Here is a 17247-nt window from a genome sequence, read left to right as displayed (position 1 = left end):
AGAGGTGGAAAGTATGAAATTATTTCAACCTTCTGAGATAGTAACATCATTGCCAACACAATTTTTCGCTTCACTTGTTGCAAAAGTTAACAAAGTCGTTGCAGCTGGTCACGATGTTATTAATCTAGGTCAAGGTAATCCAGATCAACCAACACCGCAGCATATCGTAAAAGCTTTACAAGATGCTGCCGAAAAGACCATTCATCATAAATATCCGCCATTTCGCGGACATGAAAGCTTAAAGGAAGCCGTGGCTACATTCTATAAACGTGAATACGGCGTCGAATTAAACCCAAAAACTGAAGTTGCTATTTTGTTTGGCGGGAAGGCTGGACTAGTAGAATTACCGATTTGTTTTACAAATCCTGGTGATACGATTCTCGTTCCGGATCCAGGTTATCCAGATTATTTATCCGGGGTTGCTTTAGCAAAAGCACACTTTGAAACAATGCCGCTTATTGCAGAAAATAACTTTTTACCAGATTATACAAACATTGATGACTCTATTGCAGAGCGTGCAAAATTAATGTTTTTAAACTATCCAAATAATCCTACCGGTGCTACTGCATCAAAAGATTTTTTTGATGCAACCATTCACTTTGCTAATAAACATAATATATTAGTTGTTCACGATTTTGCTTATGGCGCTATCGGATTTGATGGTCAAAAACCTGTTAGTTTCTTGCAAGCAGATGGTGCGAAAGATATAGGAATTGAAATTTACACATTATCAAAAACTTTCAATATGGCTGGCTGGCGCATCGCTTTTGCTGTAGGGAATGAAAGTGTGATTGAAACAATTAACCTATTACAAGATCATATGTATGTTAGTATATTCGGTGCAGTTCAAGATGCTGCTCGAGAAGCGCTATTAAGTTCACAGTCTTGCGTAATAGACCTTGTAAATAGTTACGAATCTCGAAGAAACGCTCTTATTTCAGCCTGTCACTCAATTGGTTGGAATGTAGACATTCCAAAAGGATCATTCTTTGCATGGCTTCCCGTTCCAAAAGGATATACCTCTGAGCAATTTTCTGATATTTTACTAGAAAAAGCACATGTCGCAGTTGCTCCTGGTGTTGGATTTGGTAAGCATGGGGAAGGGTATGTCCGTGTTGGTCTCTTGCATGCAGAAGATAGATTACGGGAAGCCATTAATCGAATTGATAAATTAAATTTTTTCAAAAAGTAATTGACAACACGAAAAATATCTGACAAAATTCAGTTATCTTAAAAATTTAAACATTTCTAAATACTTCTTATCAAGAGCAGGTGGAGGGACGAGCCCGACGAAACCCGGCAACCGATCTACAATTGTAGACACGGTGCTAATTCTCGCAGCATTACGCTGACAGATAAGGAGCTGGTTGTAAAAAAACCTCTCCTTAGCTGAGAGGTTTTTTTATTTAACTAGGAGGTTATAACAATGAGCGGAATTATAGCGACGTATTTAATCCATGATGATTCACATAACTTAGAAAAAAAAGCTGAGCAAATTGCACTCGGTTTAACAATTGGCTCTTGGACTCATTTGCCACACTTATTGCAAGAACAATTAAAGCAGCATAAAGGCAACGTCATTCATGTTGAGGAATTAGCTGAACATGAATATACCAATTCGTATTTACGTAAAAAAGTAAAACGCGGAATTATTAAAATCGAATATCCGCTATTAAACTTCAGTCCAGATTTACCAGCGATTTTAACGACTACATTTGGAAAGCTATCACTTGATGGCGAAGTAAAACTAATTGACTTAACTTTTTCAGACGAGTTAAAAAAACATTTTCCTGGTCCAAAATTCGGGATAGATGGTATTCGAAATCTTTTACAAGTGCATGATCGTCCCCTTTTAATGAGTATTTTTAAAGGAATGATTGGACGAAACATTGGGTATTTAAAAACACAATTACGCGATCAAGCAATTGGTGGTGTAGATATAGTAAAAGATGATGAAATATTATTTGAAAATGCATTAACACCACTTACGAAACGCATTGTATCTGGAAAAGAAGTTTTACAATCTGTCTACGAAACATACGGTCATAAAACGTTATATGCCTTAAATTTAACAGGACGAACTTTTGATTTAAAAGAAAATGCTAAACGTGCAGTGCAAGCTGGAGCTGATATTCTATTATTTAACGTATTTGCTTACGGACTAGATGTACTACAATCACTTGCAGAAGATGATGAAATCCCAGTTCCTATTATGGCACATCCTGCTGTAAGTGGTGCTTATTCAGCATCCAAGTTATATGGAGTTTCATCACCATTATTACTTGGAAAGCTACTACGTTATGCTGGGGCTGACTTTTCATTATTCCCATCTCCATACGGAAGTGTTGCGCTAGAAAAAGAGGAGGCTCTTGCTATCTCAAAATATTTAACTGAAGACGATGCATTTTTCAAGAAGAGCTTTTCTGTTCCGTCTGCTGGTATTCATCCTGGTTTCGTTCCCTTTATTGTACGAGATTTCGGTAAAGATGTTGTTATTAATGCTGGCGGCGGGATACACGGACATCCAAATGGAGCGCAAGGCGGCGGTAAAGCTTTCCGTACTGCAATTGATGCTACTTTGCAAAATAAACCACTCCATGAAGTAGACGACATAAATTTGCATAGTGCACTACAAATATGGGGAAATCCCTCTTATGAGGTGAAATTATGAGTATTCAAGTATTTTGTGATTTCGATGGCACGATTACAAATAATGATAACATTATGTCCATTATGGAAAAATTCGCACCACCAGAAGCCGAAGAAGTAAAGAATAAAATTTTATCACAAGAACTATCCATTCAAGAAGGTGTTTCTCGATTATTTCAATTAATACCTACTAATCTGCACGATGATATTATTCAATTTTTAATAGAAACTGCTGAAATCCGTAGTGGTTTTCATGAGTTTATACAATTCGTAAAGGAAAATAACATTTCTTTTTACGTGATATCAGGTGGAATGGATTTCTTCGTCTATCCACTCTTACAAGGAATCATTCCAAAAGAGCAAATTTATTGTAATGAAACAGACTTTTCAGCAGAGTTTATTACAGTTAAATGGCCTCATTCTTGTGATGATCATTGTCAAAATCATTGCGGATTATGTAAATCATCATTAATCCGTAAATTAAGTGATACAAATGACTTTCATATTGTAATTGGAGATTCTATTACTGATTTACAAGCCGCGAAACAAGCTGATAAAGTATTCGCTCGCGATTTTCTTATTACAAAGTGTGAAGAAAATCATATTGCTTATACACCGTTTGAAACATTTCAAGATGTGCAAGCTGAATTAAAACTTTTGTTGGAGGTGAAGGCATGAAACAACTTTTTCGTCAATGGTATGACTTAAGCGAGTTAAAAAAAAAGTTAACAACACGAAATTGGTTTCCAGCAACAAGTGGTAATATTTCTATAAAGGTTAGCCATGAACCACTTACTTTTCTTATTACAGCAAGCGGTAAAGATAAAACAAAAACCACTCCAGATGATTTTCTATTAGTAGATCATGTAGGAGTTCCCGTTTTAGAGACTGAATTACGCCCTTCAGCAGAAACAATATTGCATACACACATTTATAACAATACGAATGCCGGGTGCGTACTTCATGTTCATACAACTGATAATAATGTCATCACAAATTTATATAGTGATGCAGTCACCCTTCAAAATCAAGAAATTATTAAAGCACTCGATATTTGGGAAGAAGGTGCAACAATTCAAATTCCTATTATTGAAAACCATGCCCATATCCCAACGCTTGGAGAAAACTTCCGAAAGCATATACAAGGAGATTCGGGTGCAGTATTAATCCGTAACCACGGTATTACTGTATGGGGCCGAGATAGCTTTGATGCAAAGAAGAGATTAGAAGCTTATGAGTTTTTATTCCAATTTCATATAAAACTATTATCAATTCAAGGAGGCGTTTCTAATGGCGCAAATTCGTATTCATGAAGTAAATACTCGTATTGAAAATGAAGTGGAAGTATCTAAATTTCTACAAGAGGAAGGCGTTTTATATGAGAAATGGAATATTTCTAAACTTCCTACTCATTTAAATGAAAATTATTCGTTAACAGATGAAAACAAAGCTGAAATATTAGCTGTGTTTTCAAAAGAAATCGCTGATGTTTCAGCACGCCGTGGTTATAAAGCACATGATGTAATTTCACTTTCAAATAGCACCCCTAACCTTGACGAATTATTAATTAATTTCCAAAAGGAACACCATCATACAGATGACGAAGTTCGCTTTATCGTCAGTGGTCATGGCATTTTCGCTATTGAAGGTAAAGATGGGAAATTCTTTGATGTTGAACTTGAGCCAGGCGATTTAATATCTGTTCCTGAAAATGCAAGACATTATTTTACCTTGCAAGATGATCGCCAAGTTGTAGCTATTCGTATTTTTGTGACAACTGAAGGCTGGGTTCCAATCTATTAAGGTAGTTAGTTGAATAAAAGGACTTGGACCCCCTTTTCCAAACTTTTATTCACTCTACATATATACATCCTCCTATGGAACAGGCTTATTTCATTTTGAAATAAGCCTGATTTTTTATTTACTTGAAAGTACTATTTCATCACAAATTTAACATCTTGATTTTTCAAGTGCATTTTTCGAACATTTTTTGAACATTTATTAAATTTTTTCTGAAAATTCTGTTTTATATGTGATATACTACAATTAACTAAGAAGGAAAATAATATCGCAAACAGAGGGGGATAATCATGAGCTTACTTATCGCACTTATACTTGGAGTTACATGTGGAGCATTTCCTGTTATTTTAGGAGCTATTATGGAAGAGTTAGAAATTGGTGTTTTAGGATTTGTCGCATCTTGTGTAAGCGCTTTATTATTTGGTTTATTCGGCGCTATTCCTGTTTCAATTCTGTGTGCTTTTTATATAATACGCCATGCTCGTACAAAACAATTTGGCCCTAATCACATCGCACAAATTATCCCGTTCCCGGTTGAACGATGCCGCCGGGCTTCTAACTTATAATTATAAAAATTAAAGATGACTAAATAAATAAAAGTCCTCATTTGAGGACTTTTATTTATTTTCTTCTAGAAATTGAAACAATTCTTGTAGATGTAGGGCATCTTCACCATAGCTAATAGATACATAAAATATGCCGTCAATCTCAGCTTGCATATAAAGATCCACTCCATCACGATCATATTTCAATGCTAAATAAAACTCCATTTCTTCTAACATCTTTTTTGAGGTTCGAATTACATAATGCCCCTTCTCATCTCTTCCATATTCAAATTCTGGTTCAAAATCATATTTTTGTTTAAAAGCTTCTTTTTGTCTTTCATTAATTTGCATACAAGTAGCTCGCTGTACAGTATCAATCATCTCATCAAACTTTTGAAGGTCCACCTCGTTTACCCCCTTATATATTTTTTATATAATACTTGTGTTCCACTATTTTCTTCGCCATCCTTAATTAACTCTTCATACAATTCTTTCGCCAAACTTAAGCCTGGGACTGTTAATTGTAATTTTTCTGCTTCCTCTAAAGCAATTTTCATATCTTTCATAAAATGCTTTACATAAAATCCTGGCTCAAAGTCTCCTTTTAACATTCGAGGAGCTAAATTACTTAATGACCAGCTACCTGCTGCCCCTGTTGAAATACTCTCTAACACTTTATCTGGATTCAGTCCAGCCTTCTTCGCGTAAGCAACAGCTTCACATACTCCAATCATATTGGAAGCAATGGCAATTTGATTGCACATTTTTGTATGTTGTCCACTCCCAGCTGGTCCTTGTAATTGAATGTTTGTTCCTAACTTTTCAAGTAAAGGTAAGCATCTATCATATATTTCTTTCTCTCCACCTACCATAATTGCGAGTTTTGCTTCTTTCGCGCCAACATCTCCTCCTGAGACAGGTGCATCTAAAGTATATATATTTTTGCTTTTTGCAACTTCATTAATCCGTTTTGCTAAAGTAGGTGTAGATGTCGTAAAGTCAATTGCTATCGTACCTTCTTTTGCATGTTCTATAATTCCTTCTATACCAAAATACACTTCTTCTACATCATGTGGATATCCAACCATTGTCATTACAATATCAACTTGCTTCACTAACTCTTTTGGCGTATTACACCAATTTGCACCATCTTGCACTAAAGAATCTGTTTTTGCTTTCGTTCTATTATATACATATACTTTATGACCATCTTGCATTAAGTGATAAACCATACTTTTTCCCATTACGCCAATACCAATGAAACCTATTGATAAAGTTTTATGTTCCATTTTCTCATCCCCTTTGTTCTAATAAATCATTTACCATCTTTCGGAACTCTTTATTAAAGTCATCATCCATACTATTTTTCACATTTGAAAATAACATAACAAAAGTTCCTTTTTCTTTATTAAAATTATTGAAAGTGTTCCAACCAGATAATACACCATGATTATGAAAATAATCTGGATATATATAAAAACTAAATGCATATTTCCGTTCTGCTGAAGGTGAAAACATTGCTTGTATACTTTGTTCAGAAAGAAGTTTTCCATTTATAATTGCTTCGTCTAATTTCTTCATATCTCCAACTGTCGTATACATCTCACCACAACCATATAGCCAATCCATGCCTAACTTCTGCGCTGGTACAAGCTCTTTATCTTTTTTCACATAACCCTTTGCAAAATTTTTATCTCCAGGTACCATATTTCCCATACCGGATTCATGCATATCTGCTTTTATAAATATGTTTTCTTTTATGTAATCTCCTAAAGGTTTTTTGGAGATATGTTCTATTATATAAGCAAGAACCATATAATTATAATCTGTATATCTCCAACCTGTTCCTGCAGGAAATTCTAAATTTTGACGTCCAATCCAATTAATTAACTGTAAACGGGAAGCAGCATTCACATTTCCTTTCGCATGTTCAGGTAAACCAGAGGTATGCGTTAATAAATGATATAGCGTAATATTTTTATTCTCCGGAAATGAAGGAATATATTTATTTACATTATCTTGAATATTCAATTTACCTTGTTCTTGCAACTGTAAAATAGATGTGGCAACAACTGTTTTCGTAATAGAACCGATACGATATTTTGTTTGGGGCGTATTTTCTATTTTATTTTGAACATCAGCATACCCATATCCTTTATTCAATATAACATGCTCTTTATCTGTTACCAAAACTGTTCCATTAAATTGCTTTCCGACTAAATATTGATCTAATTTTTGAGATATGCTAGCATAATCAATTTGTTGCTCTTCTTTTTCTTCTATATTCCCTTGTACTTCCGATTCAATAGTAGGATTCACTTTAGTTGTTAATACAGTGTTTTCCTTTATATTGGGGCTAACAAGAAAATAGTATACTCCGCCGCCAACTATAGCAGACAGTGAAGCCATCACCATTACTTTTTTTATCATATTGATCCTCCATAATTCCTTCGCTAAAAATTATCCCCCCTATTCTATTATCAAACAATAAAAAAAAATCGCAACAATTTGTTGCGAAAAATTACATTTTTTCTTTTCTATACACACATACTTGATTCTTTCCATTTTTTTTCGCTTCATATAATGCAATGTCCGCTCGTTGCATTAATTCTTCTCTTGTAGTTCCTTGTTCATATAACGCAACTCCAAAGCTAGCTGTTAACTTCGAAATTCCAGTAAATTGCTTTGTTTCAATAAAGAATCGTAATGACTCCGCAACTTGAAATGCTTCCTTTTCTACTGTATTTGTCACTAATATAATGAATTCTTCTCCTCCCCATCTTGCAAATACATGTTGCTGCTCCACTTTAGATTTCATAAGCTCTGCAAGTTGTATTAATGCTAAATCGCCAAAATCATGACCATATGTGTCATTAACTGTTTTAAAATTATCTATATCAAATAAAATGATTGCTATTTTCTCATCACTACGTATTACCTTTTCCCATTCTACCTCTAGTATTTGTTGAAACTTTAAACGATTATAAATCTCTGTCAATGAATCTATCATAGCAAGTCTTTCTTGTTCTTGATAGATTTCATCTAATTCTGTAATTTCCGTGCACTTTACAATAAATCTTGATAAATCTTCTGGCAATGGTGTCGCACGTAATAGAAAAGTAGATACTGCCCCTTCATAATTTAACATCTTAATTCTTCTACCACTAGATAAAGTATCGTCTAGCCATGTTATATCATGCGTCGTCGAGTAGTATCCATTTTCTCTAATAAAATGTTCAGCAAATACCAAATGTTGCTCACGATAGGCAAACAAATTTTCATATCCGAAAAAAGCTAAAAAATTTGTATTACAATCAACTATTTCATCATCTTCTACTATAAATAATAGATCATTTTGAAAATCAAACATCGTTTGAAGCAATTCCTGCTGCAAACTAACTTGCCTTACTAAAGAAAGTTGATACAAACTCTTATTCACTTCCTCTAACACTGCTTGCGGAGTTACAGGAGCTATTACAATATTACGTATTCCTAATGCAAGTACATCTGTAAATTCTTTTGTTATTTGTTGATCCCAAATGACAATGAATGTACTGTGCGGAGTATACATATTCTTTATATATTTTATTTGAGAATAATCTGTTACATACGTAATGATAATGTGTGGTTTCGTTCTTTGAAATAATAGTTCGCCCTCTTCAAAACTATTTGCTATAAACATACATTTTGGATGGATATTTTCTACCGTTTGTTGATGCTTACATCCATTTTCTATATAAAGGACATTTAACTGCAGATCTTGTAACACATTTTGGAAAACCGTATTCTCTAATAAAAAATGTAGTATGTTCATCACTAGTCTTCACTCACTTCATATATCTTGTTCTACTGAATTCCTCACAAACTTTTTTAAAAGACTGGTCTCCAATAAACTTTAATTTGTGAGAGATACATATTAACAAGCTAATTGAGAATGTTATCTTCGCTTTTCACTCTATAAATTCCTTTTTTAGTGTATGATTGTAGGAATTGTATCGTTTGTATGAATGCCCTAGCTAATTTTTAAAACTTGACAATTAAAATAAAGATATTATATTCTTAAATTCGATAACTTACAAAATGTAAGTAGTGTATATTATTTTTTTGAAAATAATTCGATATACAATTTGGAGGATATACAATGACAAACGACAACTTTTTTGATGTTCTATATGAACGCACATCTACACGTGCATTTAACCCAAATAAAGAAATCTCATCTACAGAATTACATGAGATTTTAAAAGCCGCAGCACAAGCACCTTCCGCTTGGAACTTACAACACTGGAAATTCCTTGTTTTTCAAGGTGAAGATGTACAAAAACGATTACACCCAATAGCTTATAACCAACAACAAATTCTTGATGCTTCTGCAGTAGTCGCTATTTTAGGTGATTTAGAAGCTTATAAAAATGTTGAGCCAGTATATGGTCCAATTGTAGAACAAGGATTTATGAAAGAAGAAGCAAAAGAACGCTTAGCTAAAAATATTGAATCTGCATATGCTCGTGAACAATTCCCAAGAGATGCTGCCTTTTCAAATGCATCTTTAGCAGCAATGCAACTTATGCTTGCAGCTAAAGCAACTGGTTGGGATACTTGTGCTATTGGTGGCTTCAACCCACAAGCACTGACAGACGAATTTAACGTTTCATCTCGTTACGTTCCAATTATGCTTATTACAATTGGTGAATCAACTTTAAAAGGCCACCCTGCACCTCGCATGAGCGTAGAGCAAGTGAGCGAGTGGGCAAAATAATAAAAAACGAAGGCAACTACATTGCCTTCGTTTTTTTATTCCCTGTCATACTTTTGTAATATTACTACAAATCATTCGACATTTATACTTATGGAAAAGTATATTCTATTCCCTTATCATAAATAAACGTGACGTTTCGTGTCGAATTTTGTTAAGGCATTGAAATATACCCGTGTATTTTTGTTACAATTGTGATACAATGATAACAAATAGATAACAAGAGAGGGATTTTCATTGAGTTCATACGGAAGCTTTATCGCACTTTTATGTTACATAGTAACTGTACTGCTTCTATATTTTATTGGTGATGCCGCAAACATCTCCATTTTACAATTTCCAAAAGAAGAAGCATTCCAATTAGAATCAGAAAAACACACTGCACGATCCATTGTACCATTACTCCTAGCTCTTCCCGTATATATCATCGTTTTATATAAAAGTAAAAAAGTGTAAAGGCTACCCATTTCATTTATTTCGGTGGTTTTTACATTTTTTGTTATATCTCCCCTATTTTAAACATCATTCCATACTAAACACCCAGCTAGTCATTTAAAATGAGAAAATCCCCTAGAAAAAATTCCACTCTCTGTCCAGTCACTAACTACCGAACTTACATAGATTATAAGTGTGAAGGGGGTGATGAGGATTATGTTTGGATCATTTGGATGCTGTGATAACTTTAGAGACTGTCATCATCGTGAAAGAGAGTGTGACCATCGCGACCATCGTGAGAAAGAGAGAGAAGTAGTTAGACCACAACAACCAGCTGTATGTAACGTACTTGCTAGCATTTCAGTTGGAACAGAGCTTTCTCTTTTAAGCATTAGAGGTAATGGTACTTTCAACAATGTAATTTTTGAAGGTTTCTGTAACGGTGTTGCTCTTTTCTCTGCTTTAGCTCGTAATGGCAAAGATAACAAAGATAACAATAAAGACGATAAGAACAATCAAAATCGAAATACTTTTACTGGTATTTTACGCGTATGCCCAACTGATATCGTTGCAATCGCTATCTAATTCTGTCTCTTATCCTCAATAGTAAGCAAATAAGATTTACTTTTCTCATAGAAAAAACCTGAGACCGATTTCAAATCGGCTCAGGTTTTTTTATTAATTATATGCTTTTAACTAGTTCAACAACTTCTTCAGCAGTTGACATCTTTAATGCTTTTTCTGCTAATGTTTCCATTTCTGCTTTTGACAACTTGCTTAGCTGTGTTCTTGCAGGAAGAATAGATGTTGCACTCATACTGAACTCATCTAAACCTAATCCTAATAATAATGGGATAGCAAGTGAATCGCCCGCCATCTCACCACACATACCAGCCCATTTGCCTTCTTTATGAGCAGCATCGACAACCATTTTTACAAGACGTAAAATAGATGGGTTGTATGGTTGGTATAAGTAAGATACTTGTTCGTTCATACGGTCTGCAGCCATTGTGTATTGGATTAAATCATTTGTTCCGATAGAGAAGAAGTCAACTTCTTTCGCGAATTGGTCTGCTAATACTGCTGAAGCTGGGATTTCAACCATCATACCAACTTCAATAGAATCAGAAACAGTTGTACCCGCTTCTACAAGTTTCGCTTTCTCTTCTAATAAAATCGCTTTCGCTTGACGGAACTCATCAAGAGTTGCAATCATTGGGAACATAATTTTTAAGTTACCGTATACGCTAGCACGAAGTAATGCACGAAGTTGTGTACGGAACACATCTTGTTCATCAAGACATAAGCGAATTGCACGGTATCCTAAGAATGGATTCATTTCTTTTGGTAAATGTAAGTATGGAAGCTCTTTATCTCCACCGATGTCAAGTGTACGAACAACGACTGGTTGACCTTCTTTTACACCTTCAAGAACTGCTTTATACGCTTCGAACTGCTCTTCTTCTGTTGGAAGATTGTCACGGCCCATGTATAAGAATTCTGTACGGTATAAGCCAACGCCTTCTCCGCCATTATCGATAATACCTTGTACATCATTTGGTGTTCCGATATTTGCAACAAGCTCAACGTGATGTCCGTCACTTGTTACAGTAGCTTGGTCTTTTAATTTTGCCCATTCAGCTTTTTGCTCTTCAAATTTCGCTTTCTTTTCTTCAAACGAACGAAGAGTTTCTTCTGATGGGTTTACAATTACTTCTCCATCTAAACCGTCAATGATAACGATATCGCCGTTTTGGATTTTCTCCATAACAACTTTCGTACCAACAACAGCTGGAATTTCCATAGAACGAGCCATAATTGCAGAGTGAGATGTACGTCCACCGATATCAGTAGTGAAACCTTTTGCATACTTACGGTTTAACTGAGCTGTATCAGATGGTGTTAAATCTTCAGCAATGATGATTACCTCTTCAGAAATTGTACCAGGATTTGAGAAGTTAATTCCTAGTAAATGTGCAAGAACGCGTTTTGTTACGTCACGAATGTCCGCAGCACGTTCTTTCATATATTCGTTATCCATGTTTTCAAACATAGAAATAAACATTGATGCAACTTCATCCATTGCAAATTCAGCATTTACTTTTTCGCTATTTACTTTATCTTTTACTGGGTTTACTAGTTCTGGATCATTTAATACTAATAAATGTGCTTCAAAGATCGCAGCTTTGTCAGCACCTAGCTCAGCAAATGCGTGGTCCTTAATAGCTTCTAATTCAGTTTTTGCTTTTTCAAGCGCAGCGTCTAAGCGTGCAATTTCTGCAGCTTCGTTTGTAATTGATTTCTTTTCGATGTTAAATTCAGGATTTTCAAGTCTGAAAGCCTTTGCAATAGCAATCCCACTTGATGCAGCGATCCCTTGAATGTTAAGAGTCATTATTCTCCTAATCCTTCGTTTTTCATAGTTTCTTCGATAGCTGCTAGTGCTTGAGCTGCATCATCACCATTTGCAGTGATTTTAATTTCTGCGTTTTGTTGAATGCCTAAAGACATAACGCCCATGATTGATTTTAAGTTAACGTTCTTTCCGTTATACTCTAAGTTAATGTCAGAACCGAATTTGCTTGCAGTGTTTACAAGTAGAGTTGCTGGACGAGCATGAATTCCTGAGTCGCTAGTTACTTTAAAGATTTTTTCCATGATAATTTATCTCCTTTAAATTACAGTATTTTTTAGTTGTATAGATGTGAGTACTACATCATCTATTGTATATAATAGGCGATGTTCGGTCAACCACATCGCCTATTATAATTATAAACATTTTGCGTCAAATTCCTACTGAATGTCAATAATAGCGGTTTCGCCCTTCTTAACATTTCCATCTTTTTTCAATTCGACTTGTTGCCCTTGTTGTAAGTTTGTAAAGACAATTGGTGTAATGATAGATGGTGCATTTTCTTTTACAAATGCAAGATCTACTTTTAATAATGGTTGGCCTTGTTTCACCTCGTCGCCTTGTGCTACAAGCGCTTCAAAACCTTCACCATTTAATTTTACAGTATCAATACCGAAGTGGATTAAAATTTCTTTTCCGCCTTCAGATTGAATACCAATCGCATGTTTTGTAGGGAATACATTGACAATCTCACCGTTAACTGGAGAAACTACTGTTCCTTCAGTTGGCTCAATTGCAAATCCGTCTCCCATCATTTTTCCTGAGAATACTTGGTCAGGTACTTCTGTAATTGGTAAGATTTTTCCTTCGATTGGTGATACAATTGTTTCATTTTCATCAACTTTTTGAGGAGTTTCTTCCACTTTTACAGGTTCTTCTTTTTCAACATGAGGTGTACGACCTGACATAATATCATGAATTTGTGATTTTAATGTGTCAGATTTCGGCCCGAAAATTGCTTGAATGTTATTTCCAACTTCAAGTACACCAGCTGCTCCAAGTTCTTTTAAGCGGTCTTTGTTTACATTCTTTTGTTCGTTAACTTGAACACGTAAACGAGTAATACAAGCATCTAAAGAAGCAATGTTTTCTTTACCACCAAGTGCTACTAATACTTCACGAGGAAGTTCGCCTGCTTCTGCTTTTCCTGCGCCGTCATTTGCATTTGCCACTTCACGACCAGGTGTTTTTAGATTCCATTTGCGAATTGCAAAGCGGAATCCGAAGTAGTAAATAACTGCTAGTACAAGACCAACAATAATTACCCACCACCATGCTGTACGGCCTGGTAGTACACCGAATAATAGGAAGTCAATTAAACCACCAGAGAATGTCATACCAATTTTAACACCTAAAATTTGCATTGTCATAAATGATAGACCAGCAAATACAGCGTGAATTCCGAATAATACTGGCGCTACGAATAAGAATGAAAATTCAAGTGGCTCTGTAATACCTGTTAAGAAAGATGTTAATGCTGCAGAACCTAAAATACCTGCTGCTAATTTTTTATTTTCTGGACGTGCTTCATGGTACATTGCTAAAGCTGCTGCTGGAAGACCGAACATCATGAACGGATACTTACCAGTTGTAAATGTACCTGCTGTTAATTCTACACCGTCTTTTAACTGTGCCATAAAGATTTTTTGGTCACCACGGATTAATTCGCCAGCTGCATTCGTATACTGACCGAATTCGAACCAGAACGGTGAATAGAAAATGTGATGTAATCCAAATGGAATTAATGAACGTTCAATTAAACCGAATATAAATGCTGCAATTGTTCTATTTGCATCAATCATTTGATGTGAGAACGTGTTTAAGCCACCTTGAATGTATGGCCAAACGAAGCACATGATAATACCTACTATTAAAGAGAATGTTGCAGTTGCGATCGGTACGAAACGCTTACCTGCAAAGAAACCTAAGTATGATGGTAATTCAATGTTGAAGTATTTATTATAGCAATATGCCGCTACTATACCGACGATAATACCACCAAATACCCCTGTTTGTAGCGTTGGAATACCTAATACGTTTGCATACGCTGGATCTGCAAATCCAATTTTTACTGGGTCTGCTCCAGAACTTGTTACTTTCACTAGCTTATCTACTTCTAAGAACACACTCATCGTTTTGTTCATAATTAAGTAGCCGACGAATGCTGCTAAACCAGCTACTCCGTCTCCACCAGCTAAACCAATTGCTACCCCAACTGCGAATAATAATGCAAGGTTAGCGAAAATAATATCACCAGATTGTTCCATAATTTTTGCAACCATTACGAACCAATCTGCTTTTAAAGCAGGAATAATATTTGTTAACTGTGGATTTTGAAATGCATTACCAAATCCAAGTAAAATACCTGCCGCCGGTAAAATCGCTACTGGAAGCATTAACGCTTTTCCGACTTTTTGAAGAACACCAAAGATCTTCTTAAACATGGAAACCCTTCCTCTCTTATCTATATTGATACCTTCCGACAAACGCCAAAAAGACATGAGGAAAAAAAGATAGAACGATAGCTATACAAAGGGTAGTATATCCCTTTCTCTAGCTTACATTCCTTACTTTTCTCCACTCATGCCTGATCGAATCAGTAACACGTGTCAAAAATAGGTTTACGTATAAGTTCACTATAATTAAGGCAAACGTTTTCGTTACTCACCTTAATGTGTTTGTCGAAATTTGTATAACTTTGCAATAGTTATTATACATAACTATTGTAAGCGATTCAATCATTTTTTTTAACGTTTTCATTTTAGACAAAAATATATGACTTTTTACACATGCTCTGCCTTCACTAAGCGTTGCAAGTGCATTGTTAAATAAATACTTTCAGCTTCATATACAGGTAGTTGCAACTCATTTTGCATGACCTTAACTAGCTTCCAAGCCAAGTTATAGCAAACTGGATACTCCGCCTTTAATAAATCAGCAAAACTTTGCGATTCTTCTACTTTTTCTCCTTTTTTCACCCTCTCAATAGCATATTGAAGATGACGAATAAGGCGTAAATAATGAATGCTCTCTTGGTCTAATGTAATTTGTAAGTTTGTCTCAATTAAAGATACAAGTTGTGCAATGAGACGGGAGTTTTGATTAACTGAAGATAAATCAGAATTTGTAAGCGAACTGTAAATGTGAAGTGCAATAAAACCAATTTCTCCTTCTGGCAATGTAATTTGCAAACGAGAATTTAAAAGTTGTACAACACCTTCCGCAATTTCATATTCCTCTGGATAGAGCATTTTTGTTTCAACTAAAAAAGGGTTATCAATTGTAAGTCCTTGTTTTAACCTTTTAATCGCAAATGAAATATGATCCGTTAACGCAATATGAATATGTTCATTTAGTGGAGATTTCGCTTTTTCTTGAATGTACAGCATAATATCGTTCATCAATTCAATTAATTTTTCACTAATATGCGGCACTAATAATTTGTATTGTTCACGATCACGTTCATTTTTTAAGACAAACATTTTTTCGATTTGTTCTTGCTCCAATACATCTTTCGCTTTTTTCCCAAATCCAATTCCTTTGCCAATCACTACTACTTCCTCGTGTTCCGGATGGCTAGCAATGATGACATTATTATTTAAAACTTTTTTAATTTCTAGATAATTACTCATATAACACCACCCTCGTACTTAAATAGCCTACTTTTATGTTACAGAATATTCTTCTTTGTCGTCAATGTAAAACATCTGCCATTTAATAAAAATTCATTTTTTAGACATGTTTATATATGATGCGTATAATGTAAGAGCAACTGTACATAGAAAGGAGATAACAGCATGATTAAAATGTTTGTAAGTGATATCGATGGTACAATGATGCAACACGGAGGTCTTATTGATGAACAAGATGTTGCGGCACTACGCAGCCTTGCCGAACAAAATGTTATTCTTTGCTTCGCTTCCGGAAGACTTGATAATGAAATTGCAGACTTAATGAAAGCTGTAAATACAAATTTTCATCGCATTAGTGTAAATGGTGTTTTTGTATATACACATGAAAATAAACAACTATTATCTGCAACTTTTGATTCCAGCATACTTCCCGATTTGTTAGCTATGACGAATGAAGATCCTTATTTCCGTTATGTAAGTGATGAGCATAATTATTACATTGAAGAGAAAACACCTTTTATTCAAGAACTTGAACAACAAGTAACTATGACTTCTGTTGAAGAACCAAACTTACTACAGAAGATTGATGATACGATTTTCCCAAATAAAATTTCTGTCGGTGGAACAAAGGAGAGCTTACAACTCCTTCAGAAAAAAATTGATGAAAAATTCCACGGGAAAGTTAGTACTTTCATCTCAGCAGAACAATGTTTAGATGTAATGCCACCGAATGTTAGTAAAGGCTCTGCCATTTCTGTTTTATTAAATGAGTTTCAAATAAAACCTGAGGAAATTGCTTGTATAGGGGATTCTTACAATGATATTCCTATGTTTTCTTTAACTCCTCACAGTTTTGCTATGTCACAAGCAGATGATGCAGTAAAAAATCACGCTCACTATGTAGTAAATCACGTCAAAGATGCTGTTAACCACGTAATTGCTCATAATAAAAATACGACTCATTCCTTATAAGGATGAGTCGTATTTTTATTTCTTTACATGTTAACCATTTTCAAT

General features: G+C 34.9%; 18 protein-coding genes and 1 riboswitch. Of the genes, 10 read left to right on the top strand and 8 right to left on the bottom strand.

Annotated features, from left to right (window positions below):
- Positions 1–13 precede the first annotated feature (13 nt).
- From QCI79_RS30910 to QCI79_RS30885, 6 genes are all read left to right on the top strand, one after another.
- A complete protein-coding gene (locus QCI79_RS30910) occupies positions 14–1192 on the top strand; it encodes a pyridoxal phosphate-dependent aminotransferase (RefSeq protein ID WP_000765513.1) in 1179 nt (392 codons plus the stop codon).
- 64 nt (positions 1193–1256) lie between these two features.
- Positions 1257–1362: riboswitch (SAM riboswitch) on the top strand.
- Positions 1363–1426: 64 nt separating this feature from the next.
- A complete protein-coding gene (mtnW, locus tag QCI79_RS30905) occupies positions 1427–2671 on the top strand; it encodes a 2,3-diketo-5-methylthiopentyl-1-phosphate enolase (RefSeq protein ID WP_000014192.1) in 1245 nt (414 codons plus the stop codon).
- A complete protein-coding gene (locus QCI79_RS30900; RefSeq protein WP_000027467.1) occupies positions 2668–3327 on the top strand; it encodes a 2-hydroxy-3-keto-5-methylthiopentenyl-1-phosphate phosphatase in 660 nt (219 codons plus the stop codon). The genes mtnW and QCI79_RS30900 overlap by 4 nt, the downstream gene beginning before the upstream one ends.
- On the top strand, positions 3324–3962 hold the full coding sequence (locus QCI79_RS30895; RefSeq protein ID WP_021727652.1) for a methylthioribulose 1-phosphate dehydratase: 639 nt from the start codon (positions 3324–3326) through the stop codon (positions 3960–3962). Before QCI79_RS30900 ends, QCI79_RS30895 begins: the two co-directional genes overlap by 4 nt.
- Complete coding sequence (locus QCI79_RS30890; protein WP_000057317.1) at positions 3940–4452, top strand: 1,2-dihydroxy-3-keto-5-methylthiopentene dioxygenase; 513 nt, start codon at positions 3940–3942, stop codon at positions 4450–4452. The genes QCI79_RS30895 and QCI79_RS30890 overlap by 23 nt, the downstream gene beginning before the upstream one ends.
- Before the next feature lie 287 nt (positions 4453–4739).
- On the top strand, positions 4740–5015 hold the full coding sequence (locus QCI79_RS30885) for a hypothetical protein (RefSeq protein WP_000054659.1): 276 nt from the start codon (positions 4740–4742) through the stop codon (positions 5013–5015).
- Between the two features lie 51 nt (positions 5016–5066).
- On the opposite strand, the gene QCI79_RS30880 is transcribed toward QCI79_RS30885, so the two are convergent.
- The 4 genes from QCI79_RS30880 to QCI79_RS30865 all read right to left on the bottom strand — a co-directional run bounded on the left by QCI79_RS30880 (position 5067) and on the right by QCI79_RS30865 (position 8808).
- A complete protein-coding gene (locus QCI79_RS30880) occupies positions 5067–5399 on the bottom strand; it encodes a DUF3909 family protein (protein WP_000365624.1) in 333 nt (110 codons plus the stop codon).
- A 5-nt stretch (positions 5400–5404) separates the two neighbouring features.
- On the bottom strand, positions 5405–6283 hold the full coding sequence (locus QCI79_RS30875) for an NAD(P)-dependent oxidoreductase (RefSeq protein WP_000400432.1): 879 nt from the start codon (positions 6281–6283) through the stop codon (positions 5405–5407).
- A gap of 4 nt (positions 6284–6287) precedes the next feature.
- The gene (locus QCI79_RS30870) at positions 6288–7424 is read right to left on the bottom strand and encodes a serine hydrolase (RefSeq protein ID WP_000592899.1); all 1137 of its coding nucleotides are present in this window, start codon (positions 7422–7424) and stop codon (positions 6288–6290) included.
- Positions 7425–7515: 91 nt separating this feature from the next.
- Positions 7516–8808 (bottom strand): GGDEF domain-containing protein, encoded by a 1293-nt coding sequence (locus tag QCI79_RS30865; protein ID WP_001023189.1) that lies wholly within the window; start codon positions 8806–8808, stop codon positions 7516–7518.
- A 327-nt stretch (positions 8809–9135) separates the two neighbouring features.
- Between QCI79_RS30865 and QCI79_RS30860 the strand changes: the two genes are divergently transcribed.
- The 3 genes from QCI79_RS30860 (at position 9136) to QCI79_RS30850 (ending at position 10770) form a co-directional block, all read left to right on the top strand.
- On the top strand, positions 9136–9753 hold the full coding sequence (locus tag QCI79_RS30860; RefSeq protein ID WP_000180372.1) for a nitroreductase family protein: 618 nt from the start codon (positions 9136–9138) through the stop codon (positions 9751–9753).
- Positions 9754–9987: 234 nt separating this feature from the next.
- Positions 9988–10206: a hypothetical protein gene (locus tag QCI79_RS30855; RefSeq protein WP_000100485.1), complete on the top strand. Its 219-nt coding sequence runs from the start codon at positions 9988–9990 to the stop codon at positions 10204–10206.
- A gap of 195 nt (positions 10207–10401) precedes the next feature.
- Positions 10402–10770 carry a DUF3915 domain-containing protein gene (locus tag QCI79_RS30850; RefSeq protein ID WP_000468035.1) on the top strand — a complete coding sequence of 123 codons (369 nt, stop codon included), beginning with the start codon at positions 10402–10404 and terminating at the stop codon, positions 10768–10770.
- 97 nt (positions 10771–10867) lie between these two features.
- Here QCI79_RS30850 and ptsP read toward each other — a convergent pair whose 3' ends face one another.
- From ptsP to glcT, 4 genes are all read right to left on the bottom strand, one after another.
- Positions 10868–12580 carry a phosphoenolpyruvate--protein phosphotransferase gene (gene ptsP, locus QCI79_RS30845; protein WP_021727651.1) on the bottom strand — a complete coding sequence of 571 codons (1713 nt, stop codon included), beginning with the start codon at positions 12578–12580 and terminating at the stop codon, positions 10868–10870.
- Positions 12580–12843, bottom strand: coding sequence for a phosphocarrier protein HPr (ptsH, locus tag QCI79_RS30840; RefSeq protein WP_000411080.1), 264 nt, complete (start codon positions 12841–12843; stop codon positions 12580–12582). Before ptsH ends, ptsP begins: the two co-directional genes overlap by 1 nt.
- A gap of 135 nt (positions 12844–12978) precedes the next feature.
- Positions 12979–15042, bottom strand: a complete 2064-nt coding sequence (ptsG, locus tag QCI79_RS30835) for a PTS glucose transporter subunit IIABC (RefSeq protein ID WP_021727650.1) — start codon at positions 15040–15042, stop codon at positions 12979–12981.
- Positions 15043–15381: 339 nt separating this feature from the next.
- Entirely contained in the window at positions 15382–16230 is an 849-nt protein-coding gene (gene glcT / locus QCI79_RS30830) for a glucose PTS transporter transcription antiterminator GlcT (protein ID WP_000073855.1), read from the bottom strand.
- A gap of 165 nt (positions 16231–16395) precedes the next feature.
- On the opposite strand from glcT, the gene QCI79_RS30825 reads away from it, so the two are divergent.
- Positions 16396–17202, top strand: coding sequence for a Cof-type HAD-IIB family hydrolase (locus QCI79_RS30825; protein ID WP_000594244.1), 807 nt, complete (start codon positions 16396–16398; stop codon positions 17200–17202).
- The last annotated feature ends 45 nt before the right edge of the window (positions 17203–17247 follow it).

Origin of the sequence: Bacillus cereus group sp. MG1 (assembly GCF_040460035.1) — a bacterium.
GTDB classification, from domain to species: Bacteria; Bacillota; Bacilli; order Bacillales; family Bacillaceae_G; genus Bacillus_A; species Bacillus_A cereus.
The sequence above is the reverse complement of the archived record's forward strand: the minus strand, read 5'-3'. Positions and strand labels throughout refer to the sequence as shown.

What these genes read in the sequence shown, in the direction of transcription:
- QCI79_RS30825 (WP_000594244.1), top strand. Translation starts at nt 16,396, where the DNA reads ATGATTAAAATGTTTGTAAGTGATATCGATGGTACAATGATGCAACAC.
- QCI79_RS30875 (WP_000400432.1), bottom strand. Translation starts at nt 6,283, where the DNA reads ATGGAACATAAAACTTTATCAATAGGTTTCATTGGTATTGGCGTAATG.
- QCI79_RS30910 (WP_000765513.1), top strand. Translation starts at nt 14, where the DNA reads ATGAAATTATTTCAACCTTCTGAGATAGTAACATCATTGCCAACACAA.
- ptsG (WP_021727650.1), bottom strand. Translation starts at nt 15,042, where the DNA reads ATGTTTAAGAAGATCTTTGGTGTTCTTCAAAAAGTCGGAAAAGCGTTA.
- QCI79_RS30865 (WP_001023189.1), bottom strand. Translation starts at nt 8,808, where the DNA reads ATGAACATACTACATTTTTTATTAGAGAATACGGTTTTCCAAAATGTG.
- ptsH (WP_000411080.1), bottom strand. Translation starts at nt 12,843, where the DNA reads ATGGAAAAAATCTTTAAAGTAACTAGCGACTCAGGAATTCATGCTCGT.
- glcT (WP_000073855.1), bottom strand. Translation starts at nt 16,230, where the DNA reads ATGAGTAATTATCTAGAAATTAAAAAAGTTTTAAATAATAATGTCATC.
- QCI79_RS30895 (WP_021727652.1), top strand. Translation starts at nt 3,324, where the DNA reads ATGAAACAACTTTTTCGTCAATGGTATGACTTAAGCGAGTTAAAAAAA.
- QCI79_RS30850 (WP_000468035.1), top strand. Translation starts at nt 10,402, where the DNA reads ATGTTTGGATCATTTGGATGCTGTGATAACTTTAGAGACTGTCATCAT.
- QCI79_RS30860 (WP_000180372.1), top strand. Translation starts at nt 9,136, where the DNA reads ATGACAAACGACAACTTTTTTGATGTTCTATATGAACGCACATCTACA.
- QCI79_RS30870 (WP_000592899.1), bottom strand. Translation starts at nt 7,424, where the DNA reads ATGATAAAAAAAGTAATGGTGATGGCTTCACTGTCTGCTATAGTTGGC.
- QCI79_RS30885 (WP_000054659.1), top strand. Translation starts at nt 4,740, where the DNA reads ATGAGCTTACTTATCGCACTTATACTTGGAGTTACATGTGGAGCATTT.
- mtnW (WP_000014192.1), top strand. Translation starts at nt 1,427, where the DNA reads ATGAGCGGAATTATAGCGACGTATTTAATCCATGATGATTCACATAAC.
- QCI79_RS30890 (WP_000057317.1), top strand. Translation starts at nt 3,940, where the DNA reads ATGGCGCAAATTCGTATTCATGAAGTAAATACTCGTATTGAAAATGAA.
- ptsP (WP_021727651.1), bottom strand. Translation starts at nt 12,580, where the DNA reads ATGACTCTTAACATTCAAGGGATCGCTGCATCAAGTGGGATTGCTATT.
- QCI79_RS30900 (WP_000027467.1), top strand. Translation starts at nt 2,668, where the DNA reads ATGAGTATTCAAGTATTTTGTGATTTCGATGGCACGATTACAAATAAT.